The sequence below is a fragment of the Mesorhizobium waitakense genome (assembly GCF_056431085.1).
In genome coordinates this window covers 56,093-73,855 of record NZ_JBWKME010000127.1, presented here as the reverse complement: position 1 = coordinate 73,855, position 17,763 = coordinate 56,093, and the positions used below count along the sequence as shown (strand labels likewise).

Genomic DNA, 17,763 nt, shown 5'->3' with positions numbered 1-17,763 from the left:
CGACTTCAAGTCCGCCGCTCTGGAATTCGCCTGCAAGAACGACAGTCCGAAACCCGCAAACCGCGAGGGAAATTATGGCAACGACCGCAAAATTCGACATTCTCGGTGCAAACGCATCTAACCCAAACTGGGATGGCTCGCCGCTGACGCTGGCCTACCGTGAAAGCGCGGCGATGCCGCAGACGACCAACGGATCGATGATCTTCGCCTATCAGAACACCGCCTCCCTCAACAATGCCGGCAAGCTGGCGCTGACCTCGGGCAGTTCGACACCGTCGTTCCTGACAGCTCCGGCGTTGCTTTCCCAGCCGAACATCCTCGTCAACAACTGGCAGGCCAACAATCTCTCCGTCACCAATGTCAGCGTCGCGACCGCGACGCCGATCTGGATCGAGGCCTTCGGTCCTGGACTGCCCGGCCAGAAGCCGGTCGCGCTGGCCATCAACACCGCGCTGACGCTCAAGCCAGGCGGCATCGCCCAGGGAACGTCGACCCCGAACTGGATGCAGCTGACCCTGGGGACGAACACAGGCCAGTTGATCGTCGTCGCCGTTGTCGGCGGTCCGCAGGATGCGTCAGGCAACAACGCCTACGCCGTCGCGCTGAACTCGCCGTCCGGCAACACCGGTCCGGGCAGCGGCACGGCGGCGCCACAAGGCTATTACGCGACGACGGGCGGCAACAACTACTCCTTCGAATTCAACTGGGGTTCCTCGGTCGTCTACGTGGCGAACATGTCGCCTTCGACGGCTTCCTCGCTGACGGCGGAACTGCTGTCTCTGTGATCGAAGCGCGGGAGCCGGAAGCGCAAGCCGCCGGCTCCCGCGACAACGCCGGTGCAAAGAGGACATCCTGACATGCACGACTTCATCGCAGCGGGCACGGTCAACGCGACCTGGAACGGCATGCCGCAGACACTGGCGGTCCGTGGCAGCGTGACCATGGCTCAGACGCCCAACGGCTCCCTCGTCGTCGGCTACTTCAACCAGTCACAGCAGAACAACGAGGGCAGGCTTACCTTCACCTCTGGCAGCAGCGCGCCAACGAACGTTCGGGTCCCGGCTCTGGCACGGATGATCAGCGTGCTGACGGCGAACTGGCAGGCCAACAACCTGACACTCACCAACACCAGCCTCAATGCCGCGACCCCCATCTTCGTGCAGGCCTTCGGCCCCGGCATCCCCGGCATGCAGCCAGGCCAGCTCGTGAGCGGCACACCTGTCCAGCTGGCGATGCGCCAGGCGGTGCAAGGGATAACGACACCGAACTGGATGCAGCTTGAATTCAGCTCGAGCACCAGCAATCAGCAGGTGGTCGCGGTGGTCGGCGGTCCGCCTGACCAGTCGGGCAACAATGCCTATGTGATTGCGCTCAACGCCCCGAGCGGCGACACCGGACCGCCGACCGGGAACACTCCGCCGGACGGATTTTACGCCACGGCGGCCGGCAACAGATACACGATGTCCTTCAGTTGGGGGGCGGCGGTAGTCTACGTGGTCAATCTCTCGCCGCAGACCGCAACGCCGGTGACGACCCTGCTGCAATCCCTGTAGACCTCCGCACCGGTCCGCCTTTCCGCCATCTTGGCTGCTCTCTGAGACGGAAGCCATGCCACCTTCGGACTTCAACATTCTGGGTCAATCCCTGGCGACGGACAATTGGGATGGCTCTCCGGTGGAGCTTGCCGTGCGCGACAGCGTGGCGATGCCGCAGACCCCCAACGGGTCGATGATCCTGGCTTTCCAGAATGCTTCCGAGATGAACAATGCCGGCAAGCTGGCGCTGACCAGCGGCAGCAGCCGGCCGCAATTCCTGCTGGCGCCGGGGCTGGCCTTGCAGCCCACCATCCTGATCAACAATTGGCAGGCCAACAATCTGAACCTCACCAATGTCAGCGTGAACACCAACACGCCAATCTGGATCGCGGCCTATGGGCCGGGCATGGGCGCGGCGCCAACGCCTTTGCCGACCACCGGCGACGCCGTCCCGGTCGCTGTCGACACCACGCTGAAAGCGGTCACGCTGCCGCAGTACATGCAGCTGGGCTTCCAGGCGAATTCGGCCGGTCTTTGCCTGTTCGCTTTCATCGGCGGCCCGCAGGACACCAAAGGCAACAATGCCTATGCGATCGCGCTGAATTCGCAGTACGGCGATACCGGGCCCGGCCACCCGACACCGGCCCCGGCCGGTTACTACGCGACGGCCGGCGGCAACAGCTACAGCTTCGAGTTCAACTGGGGAACCTCGGTGCTGTTCGTGGCCTATTTTGGCAGCGGCTCCGTCCTGAGCGGCGTCCCCAAGGTGGTGACTGCCGCCCCCACGGTGACATTGCAGACGCTGTGATCCTCGCGGTCATGGTCCGCCGCCGATCGGCACCTAAACTGATTAAAAATAGAGCAATATTGAAATGAACTGACCGTGAGTTGTATAAGCAAGTTCTTATGTGCGAAATCACAGTTTTGTTAGAAGTAAATTTAAGATTTTATGGCTTTGCAAGCTAGACAACTTTCCGGATCGGGCGCACTATGCTTACAGATCGAAGTCTATGGCCAGTATGATGGAGACCCTCATGTCGCTTGGTGGATCGATGGCGCGTGCGCGATTTCTCGCGAGTTTTCTCGCCAGCAGCCTGGGACCGATCGCGGTGCTGCCCGCGGCCGCCGAGATCCTCAATCCACCGGTGCTGCAGGATGACCGCGCTCCGATCGCTAAGCCTGCCCTGACGGAGCTCGCACCTGCTGCGCCACTGCCCGGGAACACGCTGCCGGTGCGTGGCGACCGCCTGCTCAATCTCAAGATCGAGTATATCGACAACCAGATCTACAACCCGTCCACGGGCGGCTACGACAAGGTCCATTTGCGCGGCTACACCGGCAAGGGTGTCGATCCCAAGGCTCCTTATGTCTCGCCGACGATCGAGGCAGTGCCGGGCGACACGGTGCGCGTCACCCTCGACAATCAGTTGCCGGCAGGGCCGCAGCCCGGCGACCCCGGCTGCATGCCCGGCGGCCAGATGCCCGACATCCCCCACTGCTTCAACGGCACCAATCTGCATACTCACGGGCTGTGGGTAAGCCCGTCGGGCAACAGCGACAACGTGCTGCTGTCGATCAACCCGCAAACGCAATTCACCTACGAATACAACATCCCGTCGGACCATCCTTCCGGCACGTTCTGGTATCACACCCATCGCCACGGCTCGACGGCACTGCAGGTGTCGAGCGGCATGGCCGGTGCGCTGATCATCCGCGGAAACCGCTTCCCGACCCCCACAACCCATGGCGACATCGATACGCTGATCCCGACCTCGGCGATCGCCGAGCGGGTGCTGGTGATGCAGCAGATCCAATATGCCTGCCGCGCACCGGCGGCCAAGCCCGGAGAACTCGGCCCGATCAAACAGGACATCAACGGTCACTATTTCTGCGATCCGGGCGATGTCGGCGGCATCGAGGGCTATGACCAGTTCGGGCCGGGCACATGGCCGGCATCGGGGCGCTATACCTCGCTCAATGGCAGGGTGTTCAATCCGAACGACCCCTTGAAGGCAACGCAGGGCCAGATCGAGCGCTGGCGGATGGTCCATGCCGGCGTGCGCGATACGATCAGCCTACAATTTTTCAAGGTGCTTGACGGCAAGCTCAAGCCCGGAGTGAAAACGCTGCTCAATGCCGACACCAACGCGGCGTTCATCAAGGATACGTGCAGCACCACACCCGTGCCCTATACGCTGGTCGCGGCCGACGGGCTGACGATGGCGGCAGCCCAGCCGACCAAGCTTGCAACCTTCCAGCCCGGCTATCGCTTTGACGCGCTGGTCGTCTTTCCAGACGCCGGACGCTATTGCGTGATCGACTCCTCGGCGCCCAAATCGGGCGTGGTCAACGGGCTCGATGTCGGATCGCAACTGCTCGCACTGGTCGACGTCGCGCCGGGAACGCCGGTCGACAATGTGGAAACCTACGTCAACCGCAAGCTGGTTGCCCTGGCCGAGGCCAACATGCCCGCGAATGTCAAAGCGACGGTGGTGGCCGATCTCAAGGCCGGAACGAAATTCACCAGCTTCACGCCGCATCCCGACGTCACCGACGACGAGGTGAAGGGCAACGGCACACAGGAGCTGACCTTCTTCATCGACACGACCGGGCCGAACACCAAGTTCGAAGTCGGCAACACGCTCAACACGGCCGACGTCAAGCCCTACGACCCGACCCGCATCGACCGCTCGCTGCCGCTGGGCAAGGCGCAGGAATGGACGCTGCAGTCACACTTCGTCAGCCATCCGTTCCACATCCACGTCAATCCGTTCCAGATTGTCTCGATCATCGATCCCAACGGCAAGGACGTCAGCGCGCCGGGCGCGATAGACGATGCCGGCGGTCAGCCCTACGATCCGCAATATGCCGGGCTCAAGGGCGTGTGGAAGGATACGCTGTGGATCAAGAGCCTGATCCCACAATCCCTGCCTGCCGGCTTCTCCGGCATCTACACAATCAAGGTCCGCACGCGTTACGAGCGCTACATCGGTGAGTACGTGCTGCACTGCCACATCCTCGATCATGAGGACCAAGGCATGATGCAGAACGTTGCCGTGGTGCTGCCTGATCAGGTGGGCGACATCACCCAGAGCGGCGCGATGCAGATGCAGATGGACGGCCACGATGGCCACAAATAAGGCGCAGCCAATGCCCGCCGCGCCGTTCACCTGGAGCGACGTGGAGGCGATCCTGGCCACGGCCGGCGGCACCGGGGGACCCGGCAGCCTAACGGGACTGACGCTGCCGGAGTTCCTGGCACTGCAGCTGCACGGGATGCCGCTGATCGCGCCGCTCTCGACTTCCTGTTGCGGCACCAGCGATGCCAAGGGGCGCGGCGCGCGCTCGGCGCTGATCCGGGGCTTGCGCGGGCTGCCGCCGTTCGACGGCAAGCAGTTCCCTCGCCTGCCCTGGGGCGGCACGGCGGTCGCCGATGAAGACATAGACCGGATCGAGACGTGGATCGAAGAGGGCTGCCCCGGCGCGTTGATCGGTTCGATTGCACTCGCCAGCGAGGTCAGCGTGGCGACCGAGGCGCGCGTCGAGGTCAAGGGGATTGCCGGCCCGGTCTTCAGCGCGGCGTCCGATCCGGCGGCATGGCGCTACGCCAAGGGCGAGCTGCGGCAGCGCACGGATGTCGATGTGCTGGACGAGGCGCAAAAGGAGCGGCTGCGCTATGCCTTTCGTGAGCTGTACAAGCTCAACAAATGGGTCGGCGACAAACGCAGCTACAACAATCTGGCCTTGATCCACCAGAACCACTGTCAGCATGGCTGGGAACGTTTCCTGCCGTGGCATCGCGTGTATCTTTATGAATTCGAACAGGCTTTGCAGGATTTCTGCCCCGATGTGACCATGCCGTGGTGGGATTTCCCGGCTGAGCGCTACAAACCGGAGGATCCGGCCAACGGCGCAATCCTCCCCGATGCGTTCAAGGGTTTCCTCACGGAGGCCTCGGTGCGCTTCCTGCGCGATCACGGTTTTCCGGCCAAGATCGGCACGCTGGTGGGTCAGCTGTGGGCCAATCCGACGCAGGCCTATGACGCCGTCAGCGGCGCCTGCGGCAAGGACTATGTGGAAGGGGAAAACCGCAAACGGCTGATCGACGCGCTGCTCGAGGCCAATTCGCTATGGTATCCGCTGCGCTATTCCAGCCAGTTCGGCAAAGGCACGATCAACACCGTCATCCACTATCACTATCCGGCACAGGAGGACATCGACGAGATCCTCAGCCTGCGCACCTTCCGCGACTTCGGCGGCGGCAGCCTTTATGTCGACAGCTTCGGCTTCCTGGACCAGAACCCGCACAACACCATGCACATCTGGACCGGAGGCATGAACCCCGCGTTCAAGACCAGCGCGCCGGCCGACCGCAACAGCGCGGTGCGCGTTGCCGGGCGCAAGTTCCACCAGCGCGACGACCTCTACTCCGAGCCGCAGTTCGGCGACATGTTCTCGAACCTGACCGCGTCCTACGATCCGATCTTCTGGCCGGTGCACGCCAATATCGACCGGCTCTGGTGGCGCTGGCAGCAGGACCATCCCGACGGGCTGCCCGCCGATCTCGATTCCGCACTGACGCCATGGAGCTACGCGGTGCGCGATACGCTCGATATGAACCGCTTCGGCTATGAGTATGTGCGTGGCGGATGCCTCATGCCGGTCGGGCTGACCAGTCCGGTCGGACGCTTCGTCTCGGCACCGATTGCGGTGCCCGAAGCGACCAAGAGCTTCCGCTCGGCGGAAGTGCGGCTGCACCGCGTGCCGCAGTTGCCGCGCTCCTGCTTCATCCGCGTGTTTCTCAACACGCCGGATGCCGATGCCAGCACGCCGCTCAACCTGCCGGGCTATGCCGGTTACGCGGCGATCTTCGGTCATGGCGAATGTTTTGGCGGGCCTGGGCATTGCGAGATTCCGCCAGCGGAGAACCGCAAGTTCGATCTGCGCGAGCGGAGCATGAACATGCCGCGCAACCACCGCATCGATGTGACGCGCGCGGCACGCCGGCTGATCGCGGCCGGCGCCACCAGCCTGACAGTAAGCCTGGTCGTGATCGGCGCCTCCTATGAGGAGGACCGCGAGTTGCTGCGGCTCGACGGGGTCTCGCTCAACTTTCTCGATTGAAAACACAAGACACGGCCGGCGCAGCCACCGAGGGGAAATCAAATGGCCGACCCAACAGTCTATCGCATCCACCCGGCCGTCGGCATCGCCCGGCTCGGCGACAGCCCCGAGGGTTTCTGCATCTCGCCGGAAAAGCCCGCGCAGTTGCCGATCGAATGCGACGCCAACGGCAATGCCGCGAAGGGCGATGCGCCGATCAAGCACTTCAAGGACAGCAAGGGCCGCATCAAGCGCCAGGCCGCGCGCTTCCAGATCTTCGTCTATGACGAGGCCAACCCACAGGGCAGCCCGCTGAAGATCGGCGACCATGTCGAAGGCGGCGGCAACCGCGGCAAGCTGGTCGACATCCAGTGGCGCGTTCAGCTCGCCAACAAGAAGGCGGCATGGTTCACCTTCGACGGACTGCGTGGCGAGGCGGGCTATGCCGCCGACGCGCCGCTGCGCAACGCTGGCATCACCGATCCGGTCGAACGGCAGAATCTGATCATCGACGCCGGCCCGCAAGCCGTCGACTGCACCGCGCGGCGCAAGGCGAGCTTCGGGCGGGACACCAACCCGGCCTATGCCGTCACCTTCCCGCCGACCGGGATGGTGCCAAACGACATCGACACGCTGGGCGAAATGATGACCGACGACAGCGGGCGGCTGCTGCTGCTTGGCGGACACGGCAACAGCGGCTCGTTCCTCAGCGGGTTTGGCCATCCGCGCATCGAGACCTACGCCAACAGCGACGGCTGGTTCGACGACATCTCCGACGGGCCGGTGATGGCGCGGCTGGTGATGATGGAGGAGCGCGTCCAGGCGCTGCGCTACATCGATGTCGAATATCCTGCCTGGGTGCTGGTCGGGTATCCGCGCTATGCGCCGGAAGTGCTCGACATGATCACGCTGGAGGACGTGGTCGAGGACATGTCTATCCGGGAATTTGCCTATCGCACCGACATGTACGGCACCGCGGGAACGTTTGACGCGCCGCAGAAGATCGATCCGACCGACACGGCGGCCTTGCTGCACTGGCAGGCAGGACCGGTTGAGTGGAACCCGGCCTATCGCCCCTGGTTCTGGCGCGACATCTGGCCGATCATTTTCCGCGCCGACGAATTCTCCTATTTCACCAACATCCTCCAGCAATCGAACTTCCCGCACAACCAGTCGAGCCGGGGCACGTTCGATCCCTATCGCCTGTGCGTCCCGCCACGCATCGCACCGCGTGCGCTGGCGCAAAAGGAAGGCCGCGCGAAGGACGACCATGTCGGCGGACGGCTGCTCGAGGCAGCTGTGGAACCGAGCCTGATGCTACTCGATGCAACGCAGGCGCCGGGCGCGGCTGCCGATGCCGTGGTTGGCGATGCCGCCGCCACGCTGAGGGCGGCAGCGGCGACTTTCACCGCCGCGGTCTGCCCGCCCGACGATGGCGAGACGCCACGCAGCTATGCCGCGCGCTGGCAAAAAATCTTCGCCGACAACGACACAGTGGCCGAGCCGGCCTATGCCGAGGCGCGCAGCGCCTTCGATGCTGAGATCACCGGCGTGATCGAGCGCATCGCCGTGGCCGCCGCGCCGCCGCGCAAGCGGATGCTGACGCTCGCCCGGGCCTCGTCGCGGCAGGAGCCCGGCGAACCGGATCGGACCACCGATCCGGACGAGCCGATCGAGGCCGCGCTGCGCCGGTTGGCGTTCGAATACCGTTCCGGCCAGTTGCTCGAGCGCGCGCTCGCTGCCGCAGCCAAGGATGCCACGACCGATCCCGGCCGTTCCGCGCGGCAGTATCTGTTCGATCTGCTGCGCAAGCCAGGCGAGGAGAACCTGTTCCGGCTCGACGCCAATCCAGCGACGCGGACCTATCACCTGCCGCTGATGCCGCTGCTTGCCGGCGACAATCCGATCACCAACAAGACGGTGAGCAAGTTCCTGCGGCTGACCGACACGCAACTGTTCCTGCTGCGGCAATGGGCGGTGGGCATCTTCATTGACGAGGTGGATGCAGGCTTCGCCCCCGCGATCGATCCGTGGCAGCCCTACAAGGAGTGGAACGTGCCGGGCGGACGCGGTCTCGACCAGGGTGTGCTGTCGAACGGGCTGGGCGGCGCCTTCTGCCCAGGCGGTGAGGTGACGTGGATCATCCGCAACCCGGCGATCTGGCGCGAGCCCTACCGGATCAAAGCAGACCCTGAATGGTACAGCTTTGCGCTGACCGCGGCGCAGGAGAACGCCAATCGATGGGGCGCGGGCGTCAGCGAGGAAGGCTATGTCGCCTATGCCTCCGACCCGCTGTCGCAAGGCAGCGACCTCGATGTGGGATTGCAGCCCGGCGACCTGACCAAGCTCAGTGGGCTGCCATGGCAGGCCGATTTCAACGAATGCTCCACCCAGACGATCGACGTCACCTACGAGGAATGGAACGTCCTTTATCCCGACAGCGTCGGCAACACGCTGATGGAGCGCGAGCGGCGCGTGTGGGAGACCTTATGGTGGCCGGCGCATCGGCCGATGCAAGCCTATTATCCCGTCGGAAAGGACTTTCAGTTCCGCAACTGGGCGCGGGGCATTCCGCAGACGCTTGCCGGCGATCTCAAGATGGTGACCGAATGGTCGAAGCTCGGCTTCATCGTCCGCAATCCGGCGGGCGGGCTCGATCAGCCCTCGCCCGGTATCAAATACATCTGCGTCGAAGATTCGGGAGAATGACCGTGACCAATCCGTTTGTCGGCAACTGGGCCTATCGCAGCTTCAACAACGACCCCGATCTCAGCAAGGCGGCCAACGACCTTTTGTTCGGCGAAGGCACGCTGGCCATTGCGGAGGTTTCCGTGACCGAACTTTCGGGAACGATCGGCGGGCCGGGATGGTCGCTCGATCTGCGCGGCAGCTTCGGTTACGGTTCGCCGATGCAGGTCCGCTTCCAGGGCAAGGGCGTGGTCGGCGGCGAGCAGTGGATCTACGACTATATCGGCTGGCTTGTGCCGGTTTGGCCCGATAGCACCGACCGGCTGGAAGTGCCCGCGATCGTCGGCTCGGTGGTGCGCACCATCCCGCATTCGGGCGATGGCGGCAGCACGAACCCGGCAGGGGTGGTGGCATCCTTCTATGCCGTGCGAGCAGGCTGACTTCGTCGTCATCGGCGGCGGCCCGGCGGGTGCCGCGGCAGCGCTGACGCTGCGCCGACACGCGCCCGGACGGCGCGTGGTGCTGTTCGAAGCGGGGCGGCACGAGTTGATAAAACCGGGTGAGATGTTGGCGGCGGTAGCACAGGGGCTGCTGCGCCAGCTCGGCGTTTGGACGCCGTTCCTTGCCGCGGCTTTCGTGGAGAACCGCGCGGTCGTTTCGGCATGGGCCGGCGAGGCGCTCGACGAGCGGCACAGCATATTCTCCGCCCACGGCGCCGGCTGGCAACTCGACCGGGCACGGTTCGATCGGCTTCTGGTGCAGGCGGCAGCGGCGGCAGGCGCGCAGGTGCGACTTGGGTGCGAGGTGCGTTCGGCGGTGCGTGAGGGCCAGGGCTGGCGGCTCAAGCTCGCCGATGGGGACATTATCGCCGGCGCCGTGATCTGGGCGACCGGCCGCAGCTGGCGGCTGGCGCGATCTTTCGGCGCGAAGCTTCGGGTGCACGGTCACCTCGCCGCATACACCCGCTTCTTCGACCGCGCGCCGGGCGATGGCCGCATGGTCATCGAGGCGCGCCCCGAGGGCTGGTGGTACAGCGCCGACTTGCCCGGCGGACGCCGGGTGGTGGCGTGCCTGACCGATCCTGACCTGGGCAGCGACCTGCGCGACCCGGAATCCTGGTACCGCGCATTGGCAGCAACACGGCTGATCGCACCGCTCTTGCCTCCTGGCGCGTGTGAAACCGCAACGCTGGTGAAATCGGCGGGAACGGCCACAGTCGATCCAGCCGCGGGTGAGCGCTGGGTGGCGGCGGGCGACAGCCTGTTCGCCGCCGATCCGCTATCGTCGCGCGGGATCATGCATGCGTTGCGCTCAGGTATCCTCGCCGCCTATGCCGCGTCGGACATGGTCGACGGGCGCGACGACCTCGCACGCACGCGCTACGCGATGATCGCCTCGCAGGGCTTTGCCGACTACGCCTCCGCGCTCGGCGTGCATTATGCCGCCGCCGCGCGGTGGGACACAGCCTTCTGGCAGCGGCGTCGGCCTCAACCCGAAGTGCGCGCGGCAGATTTGTATCACAATACGTAGCACATTTACGGAACTGCCCTCGCCTACACCATTGACGTCGGGCTCGGCTGCCTGAAAATGTCGATACTGCCCGCCCGCACAAAACAAGCGTCAGGCCGCCACGTTAGACGAGGGGTTTCAGCAGTGCCCTGTCGGCGATTTCCATGCCGAAACCGGGCGTGCCGTCGTGTGGCTGCATATCGATCGCCAGGGATTGAACGCAATGAACAAAATCGATCTTGAAGGACAGGTCGCCGTCGTTACCGGCGGAGCGCAAGGGCTGGGCCTGGCCTTTGCCAGGCGGATGGTCGCATCCGGCGCAAGGGTGAGCCTGTGGGACATGAACAAGGCAGGGCTGGAGGTGGCCGTTGCCGGCCTCGGGGACGCAGCCAAGGGCGTCCTGGTCGACATCACCGATGCCGAGGCAGTGCTTGCGGCGCACGCCCGCACCGAAAACGAGAGCGGGGCCGTCTCGATCCTGGTCAATTCGGCGGGGATAGCCGGGCCCAATCACACGCTCGAAGAGTATCCGCTCGATGCTTGGCGGCGCGTCATCGATATCAATCTCAACGGAACCTTTCACGTCAACCGCGCTGTCGTGCCTGCCATGAAGGCGCGAAACTACGGCCGCATTGTCAACATCGCCTCGATCGCAGGCAAGGAAGGCAATCCCAACGCTTCGGCCTACTCGGCGTCCAAGGCAGGCGTCATCGGGCTGACCAAGTCACTGGGCAAGGAGCTTGCCGGCTACGACATAGCGGTCAACTGCATCACGCCGGCTGCGGCGCGCACGCCGATCTTCGACCAGTTGAAACAGGAACATATTGACTACATGCTGGCCAAGATCCCGCGCGCGCGGTTCCTGGAAGTCGACGAGGCGGCAAGCATGGTCGCCTGGCTGGTCTCCAAAGAGAACAGCTTCACCACCGCGTCGGTATTCGATCTCTCCGGCGGCCGCGCCACCTACTGATCCCAATCCACGAGAATTCGCGCTCGGCCCTTCGTTTCGCCCTAGAAGGAGATACCGTCGTGTTTGGCGGGAGACGCTCCGTCGGGCTTCTTCTGAACCGCTCGATCGGCATCGGTTGTTTCATCGACGCGACGGAAAATCATGATGAGCACACAGGCGAAATACCCCACCTGCAGCACGACGGCACTGACGACTGTCCACGCGAACGAGACCCAAAACGAGCCCGTGACGCTGTAGATCCAGCCAAAGATGACGGCCAACGCCGCCGTTGCTCCCACCAGAAACTGTGGAAAATACATTCGCCCTCGAAAGATTCCGGGAAGCATCGACCCGGTTGTCTTTCGCCCTATCGCATGATTTCTACCCCGCACGAACAGTTCCAGTTTTTGGACATCAATGCAAGCATGAACTAATATGCCTTTGCGGCGCGCCATGACGGATCTTTGTCTGTCCAAATTGCAAACGAAACCCACACGGCGGAAAGCGTTGCTGCAACGCCCGCGTCGTCACCCCGAGGGGACCGAGCGCCGGCAAACTGGAGAGTCTGGTGAGCGCATATTTGCCGGCGCTCGGTAATCGCAGCACCGGGGGGTCATTGGGGTGTGTGGCGCTGCGACCTCTATACGTTAGCACAAGCTAATATAGAGGTATACGGCCATTTTGCTGGCTATCTAAACTCGAGGTTCAGTTAAGCTGATCGAGGATTCCAGAGTTGGTCGTCATCACCAGACTTTTGTAGATCAGGAACGCTATCGTACAGATCGCGGCCATCGAGATCGGCACTCCGAATGGCACCACGCCCTTGCGGTCCAAATGCTGGATAATGAGCCGAAAAGCGCCCGCAGGCAGCAGTAGCGGGTTTTTCACGATCACCGCGGTGGCGAGGGCGAAAACCAGAAGCAGCACTGAAAACACCGCGAGATCGCCGCCGCTTATCAGGAACGGCACCACAGCCAGCAGCTTGACATCGCCTGCACCGACCTTGCGCAGCGCCCAGAACGGGAACAGCACAACGAACAGCAAAAGCGCGGCAAGGCCGCTCAGCCCCATCTCCCACCACGATCCGGTTTGGAGCGACAGCAGCAGCAGGCCCCCCGCCCCCAGGCAGAGCAGCAACAGCACGTCGCGGTTGGCGATCTTCTGGGTGGTGAAGTCGAGCCAGCCTATTCTGGCCAACAGCGGGATCGCGAGCGCTTTCAGAAGCAGCGATTCGACCAGCAGCATGCTAGCGCTCGATATTCTGCACGCTGGATGACAGCAGCTTCAGATTGTTGGCGACAGTCGGATCTTTGGGCGCCAGTTCGTAAGCCTTGAGGAAATTGCTGCGTGCGTCCTGCAGCTTGCCGCGCAGCAGGTAGGAATAGCCGACATTGTTGTAATATTCCGCCGTCGGGCCAACCAGCTTGAGGGCTCGGGCATAGGCCCGGTCGGCGAGATCGAAGCGGTGGATCCGGTCGCTGCAGGCAGCCAACCCCATCCACGCGTTACCGTCATTGGGCGACAGTTGCGTCGCCTTGAAGAACAAGGCGCCGGCATTGCCGTAGTTTTCCGCGCGGAACTGGTTCTTGGCTTCGGCCACGGCCTGGTCCGAGGCGTGATATTCGACATCGGCGATCGTCTTCAGCCCGTCGAAAGCATCGCCAAAGGACGTTACGTCGCCTTTCGACGGCTCGTTGGTGCGAACGACACCGTCGATGGGGTCTGTCTGGCAACCGGCCAGTACTACCGTCAACAGGCAGGCTGCGACAGCGATAAGCCTCTTCATGCAGTTCCCCTCGAGGGTCCCCCGACTCACATTAGGACCAAAGCATACGCATAACTAAAAGAAAATCCCCCTCATGCGGATAATGATCGGCAACAGGACAATCATCAAGACCACCGGAAAGACGCAGATCCCGAGCGGGATCATCATCTTGACCGGAAGCGCGTTGCCCTTTTCCTCTGCCCTGAGAATTCTCTTGCCGCGCATCTCGTCGCTGTAGACCCGCAGGGCATCCGTCAGGCTGGTGCCGAGTTCTTCCGATTGGCGGAACAATATCGAAAGTGCCCTCGCCTCGTCGAGGCCCAGACGGTCGGCGAGATCCCGGAGGGCCTCACGCAACGGCTTGCCGGCGCGCAACTGCAGAGTCATGATCGAAAGCTGTATCCCCAGCCATTTGTGCGTGCCAGCCAGTTCCTGGCTCACCCGCTCCACGGCGGCCTCCAGGCTCATGCCGGCATCGGCGCAGGTGATCATCATGTCCATGAAGTCGGGAAAACCCCGGCGATAGGTTTCCTTCTTGGCATTCTCGAAACGATCCAGCGCGACACTCGGAATAACCAGACAAGCGAGGCCAAACAGCGCGGAGACCAGGAATACAAGAACCCCCGGAATTTGCGGCGGGACCACTGCAAGCAAGCCGGTATACACTCCCAGAAAGCCGACGGCGACAGCCCCTATTCGGGACAGGGTATAGAAAAGCGGCGCGCTCGCCTGGTAGAATCCGGCGCGAAAGAGCTTGGCTTCGAGAGCGTTGGGCTCGCCTCGCTCTTTCTCGACCGAGCGGAAGTAGGCATCGACCGGTCGTTGCGCTGCTATCTTGGCGAGTTGTTCCTGGCCGACCAACGACCGACGGCTGGCGATCCCTTCAGACAAAAGGTTTTGCGTGACCAGCTTGCGCGTCTGCAAGGCAGGCCGGAAAATCAGCGCGCCGAACAGGAACAGCGCCATCGCCGCCAGGAAGACAGCGATGGAAACCAGAAGGCCCAGATCCTGGGTATTTGAGAACAGGTTTATGGTCCGCTCCTGTCAGAAATCGAAATTGACCATTCGGTACATGATGAAGTCACCGAGCAGCGCCCAGAGTCCGAAGATCAGGAACGCCGGCATCAGCAGGGGACTGTTCCAAATATCCCCATAGTAGCTCGGCGCGATAACCATCAGTAGGGCAAGCATGACCACCGGAAACAGCGAAATGATCCATGCCGACATTCTGCCCTCGGCCGACAGTGCCCGGATCTTCAGGCGCAGTTTCTGTCGCTCGCGCAGCACGGATGAGAGATTGGCCAGGATTTCGGTGAGGTTGCCGCCGGTCTTGGCTTGAATTGACAGCGAAACGGACAGCAGGTGAAGGCCTTCGAACCCAACACGTTGCGAAAGTTTCCGCACGGCATTTTCAAGGCTGAGGCCGAAAGTGATTTCGTCGGAAACAATGCCGAATTCGGTGCCGAGCGGGTCGGGCATTTCGCGGGCCACGAGTGAGATGGCCACGGTAGTCGGGTGCCCGGCCCGCAATGAACGGACGATCATGTCCAATGCGTCAGGAAGCTGGGCAGCGAATTTCACGATACGCTTGTTGCGTGCGCGCCGAAGAACGAGAAGCGGCAGGGCGAATCCCACAAGCAAAAAGGCGAGGAGTCCTGCTACAGACGAAAATCCTAAGACCAATGGAAGGACCAGCGCCAGCACCAATCCCGCCAGCAGGAACATTGCGGCGAAAGCCAGCGGATTGCCGGTGATGCCCGACTGCGTGTAGAGCCGGTTCAAGGCGACCATGCCGAAGATAAAATCGCCTGTGACCGTCAACCCGCGTTCGCGCAGCAGGCCCTGCAAGGTCTGCTCTGCCGGGGCTTCCTCAGCAAGGCGCGCGAGACGCCGGTTGATCGTGCCGGCTCGGGCGCGCCGCGCGGCATAAGCCATGTAAAAGGTTTCGGCGGCAAGGATCACCGACGCAGCGGCGAGTACATAGATGAAGTAAAGCAGCGTCTGACCGGTCGGCATCACAGGGCAACCTGCGGGTTGAAGGCATCCTTGGCAAACTGGTACCCGAGCGTTGCGACTTCCTGGGCAAAGCGGGGGCGCACGCCGGTCGCTCGAAAATCGCCGATGATGATGCCGTCCGCTGTCACGTCACGACGAACGAAATGATAAATTTCCTGAAGCTGGACGACGTTGCCTTCCATGCCCGTCAGTTCCGATATGGAGATGACCCGCCTGCCACCGTCGGAAAGACGCTGCGTTTGCACGATGATGTCGATAGCGGATGCGATCTGCGCGCGGATGGAGTCATGGCTCATCGGCATGCCTGCCATGCCGACCATCTGCTCGAGCCGGGATATCGCGTCGCGCGGCGTGTTGGCATGAATTGTGGTCATCGAGCCTTCATGGCCGGTGTTCATCGCCTGCAGCATGTCGAAGGCTTCCTCGCCGCGCACCTCGCCGACGATGATGCGATCGGGCCGCATGCGCAGCGCGTTCTTCAGCAGTTCGCGCTGGCGAACCTCGCCTTTCCCTTCGACATTGGGAGGACGCGTCTCCAGCCGCCCGACATGGGGCTGCTGCAGTTGCAATTCCGCAGCGTCCTCGATGGTGATCAGGCGTTCTCTCGAGGGGATGTAGCTCGACAGGGCGTTGAGCAAGGTCGTCTTGCCGCTGCCGGTGCCTCCCGAAACCAGGATCGATTTGCGCGCCTGCACGGCAATCCGCAACAGATCGACCATCGGCGGGCGGATCGAATTGAACGCGATCAGACGCTCAAGCGAATAGGGATGCTTGGAGAATTTGCGGATCGACACCAGCGGGCCATCGACCGAGATCGGCCGCACCGCGATGTTGACGCGCGAACCGTCTGCCAGTCGGGCATCGACCATCGGCGCGGATTCGTCGACACGGCGGCCGATGGCGGAGACAATCTTGTTTATGATACGCAGCAGGTGTGCCTCGTCGCGGAACCGTATTGCGGTTTCCTCGATCACGCCACGCCGCTCGATAAAGACCCGATTGTGGGTGTTGATCAGAATGTCAGCGATGGATTCATCCTTGAGCAGCGGCTCGATCGGGCCCAGCCCGAGCATTTCATCGGCGGTGTCGCTTGTCAGTTGATCGAGCTCGCGCGCATTCAGCGGCACGTTTCGGCTGCGCACGAACTCGCGCACGATCGGACGGATCTCATTCAGGATTTCGTCCTTGGACGCTGTTTCGAGGACGGCGAGGTTGAAGCGGTCGATCAAATGGCGGTGAAGCTCGACCTTGAGGGTCAGGAAATCGGTGCCGTCTTCAGCGGCGTCCGTCACCGGAGACGGAACGCCGGGCGTCACGGCTGCGGGCACGCGCTCCAGCTGCGTCCGTGTCTCACTCTGTCCTTTTATGAAGCGGCCCAACATCTCGCCAAGTCCCCCGAAAATTCCCCTGGCTGGAAACTAAGCGTTAACCACGGAAGGCACAAGCGCCGAACCCTCCACCGAATGGACAATACTTAGGACATAGTTAAGGAACAGGAGCTCAAAAAAATCGTTTTTATTTGGCGACACGCCAGGACCCGGCAATCGACCTGTCGCTCACGGAACATGAACGATTGTAATGAGCCAGGCCAGGCCGATGCCCTCTCGTAAGCCCTTATATATAAAGGATTATGCATATCGGCTAATTTAGTGATACCGAATTCGGAGGTATGGCCAAATTGTGAATGAATGGTTAAGGGGGTTGAAATATTAATCGAATCAAGCTCTTGCAAAAACTATCCTGCCCTCCAACCAGGTATTGGAAGGTTAAGGAACTGTTAATCCCATTTGACTCTGCTTTATGGCGGGACAAGGATTGGGATGACGGGGGATGCTTGGGTATGGATTTCATCCTTGGCTCGTCTCGTCGGGTTCAAACCTCCAAAGGGAGAAATTATCATGAAGAAGCTCATGACGATGGCCCGGCAGTTCCGCGACGACGAAAACGGCGCTGCCATGGTCGAATATTCCATCCTGGTCGGCATCATCGCCGGAGCGGCGATTCTCATTATCGTCGGCATCGGACTGTGGGTGAACGGACGTTTCGGCGGCCTCTGCAACTCGATGCAGGCCAGCGGCATCGGCACCTGCGGATCGGGCGTCGGCAGCTAATCAAATGCTTCAGGCCCGGATCCATTCGATCCGGGCCTGATTCAAATCGCGGCGGGCGAATTCCCGCCCTTGGGGTTTGGGGCTTGG

The 17,763-nt window shown here is 62.4% G+C and carries 16 protein-coding genes; 10 read left to right on the top strand and 6 right to left on the bottom strand.

Annotation, left to right across the window (positions count from 1 at the left end):
- Positions 1 to 74 precede the first annotated feature (74 nt).
- The 9 genes from AC07FD_RS26300 to AC07FD_RS26260 all read left to right on the top strand — a co-directional run bounded on the left by AC07FD_RS26300 (position 75) and on the right by AC07FD_RS26260 (position 11,805).
- Positions 75 to 785 (top strand): hypothetical protein, encoded by a 711-nt coding sequence (locus AC07FD_RS26300; RefSeq protein ID WP_478352212.1) that lies wholly within the window; start codon positions 75 to 77, stop codon positions 783 to 785.
- Positions 786 to 857: 72 nt separating this feature from the next.
- The gene (locus AC07FD_RS26295; RefSeq protein WP_478352211.1) at positions 858 to 1,553 is read left to right on the top strand and encodes a hypothetical protein; all 696 of its coding nucleotides are present in this window, start codon (positions 858 to 860) and stop codon (positions 1,551 to 1,553) included.
- A 55-nt stretch (positions 1,554 to 1,608) separates the two neighbouring features.
- Positions 1,609 to 2,343 carry a hypothetical protein gene (locus AC07FD_RS26290; protein WP_478352210.1) on the top strand — a complete coding sequence of 245 codons (735 nt, stop codon included), beginning with the start codon at positions 1,609 to 1,611 and terminating at the stop codon, positions 2,341 to 2,343.
- Positions 2,344 to 2,569: 226 nt separating this feature from the next.
- On the top strand, positions 2,570 to 4,675 hold the full coding sequence (locus AC07FD_RS26285) for a multicopper oxidase family protein (protein WP_478352209.1): 2,106 nt from the start codon (positions 2,570 to 2,572) through the stop codon (positions 4,673 to 4,675).
- Entirely contained in the window at positions 4,662 to 6,659 is a 1,998-nt protein-coding gene (locus AC07FD_RS26280; protein ID WP_478352208.1) for a tyrosinase family protein, read from the top strand. Before AC07FD_RS26285 ends, AC07FD_RS26280 begins: the two co-directional genes overlap by 14 nt.
- A 42-nt stretch (positions 6,660 to 6,701) precedes the next feature.
- Positions 6,702 to 9,347, top strand: coding sequence for a LodA/GoxA family CTQ-dependent oxidase (locus tag AC07FD_RS26275; protein ID WP_478352207.1), 2,646 nt, complete (start codon positions 6,702 to 6,704; stop codon positions 9,345 to 9,347).
- 2 nt (positions 9,348 to 9,349) lie between these two features.
- A complete protein-coding gene (locus tag AC07FD_RS26270) occupies positions 9,350 to 9,766 on the top strand; it encodes a hypothetical protein (RefSeq protein WP_478352206.1) in 417 nt (138 codons plus the stop codon).
- Positions 9,747 to 10,856 carry an NAD(P)/FAD-dependent oxidoreductase gene (locus AC07FD_RS26265; RefSeq protein ID WP_478352205.1) on the top strand — a complete coding sequence of 370 codons (1,110 nt, stop codon included), beginning with the start codon at positions 9,747 to 9,749 and terminating at the stop codon, positions 10,854 to 10,856. Before AC07FD_RS26270 ends, AC07FD_RS26265 begins: the two co-directional genes overlap by 20 nt.
- Before the next feature lie 202 nt (positions 10,857 to 11,058).
- Positions 11,059 to 11,805 (top strand): SDR family NAD(P)-dependent oxidoreductase, encoded by a 747-nt coding sequence (locus AC07FD_RS26260; protein ID WP_478352204.1) that lies wholly within the window; start codon positions 11,059 to 11,061, stop codon positions 11,803 to 11,805.
- 41 nt (positions 11,806 to 11,846) lie between these two features.
- On the opposite strand, the gene AC07FD_RS26255 is transcribed toward AC07FD_RS26260, so the two are convergent.
- The 6 genes from AC07FD_RS26255 to AC07FD_RS26230 form a co-directional block, all read right to left on the bottom strand.
- The gene (locus tag AC07FD_RS26255; RefSeq protein WP_478352203.1) at positions 11,847 to 12,104 is read right to left on the bottom strand and encodes an exopolysaccharide production repressor protein; all 258 of its coding nucleotides are present in this window, start codon (positions 12,102 to 12,104) and stop codon (positions 11,847 to 11,849) included.
- Between the two features lie 385 nt (positions 12,105 to 12,489).
- Positions 12,490 to 13,029 (bottom strand): prepilin peptidase, encoded by a 540-nt coding sequence (locus AC07FD_RS26250; protein WP_477290171.1) that lies wholly within the window; start codon positions 13,027 to 13,029, stop codon positions 12,490 to 12,492.
- Between the two features lies 1 nt (position 13,030).
- Entirely contained in the window at positions 13,031 to 13,570 is a 540-nt protein-coding gene (locus AC07FD_RS26245) for a tetratricopeptide repeat protein (protein ID WP_478352202.1), read from the bottom strand.
- A 54-nt stretch (positions 13,571 to 13,624) separates the two neighbouring features.
- Positions 13,625 to 14,515, bottom strand: coding sequence for a type II secretion system F family protein (locus AC07FD_RS26240; RefSeq protein WP_478352201.1), 891 nt, complete (start codon positions 14,513 to 14,515; stop codon positions 13,625 to 13,627).
- A 78-nt stretch (positions 14,516 to 14,593) separates the two neighbouring features.
- Entirely contained in the window at positions 14,594 to 15,511 is a 918-nt protein-coding gene (locus AC07FD_RS26235) for a type II secretion system F family protein (protein WP_478352200.1), read from the bottom strand.
- Positions 15,512 to 15,564: 53 nt separating this feature from the next.
- Positions 15,565 to 16,947, bottom strand: a complete 1,383-nt coding sequence (locus tag AC07FD_RS26230; RefSeq protein ID WP_478352199.1) for a CpaF family protein — start codon at positions 16,945 to 16,947, stop codon at positions 15,565 to 15,567.
- A 516-nt stretch (positions 16,948 to 17,463) separates the two neighbouring features.
- On the opposite strand from AC07FD_RS26230, the gene AC07FD_RS26225 reads away from it, so the two are divergent.
- Entirely contained in the window at positions 17,464 to 17,676 is a 213-nt protein-coding gene (locus AC07FD_RS26225; protein WP_478352198.1) for a Flp family type IVb pilin, read from the top strand.
- Positions 17,677 to 17,763: the final 87 nt, after the last annotated feature.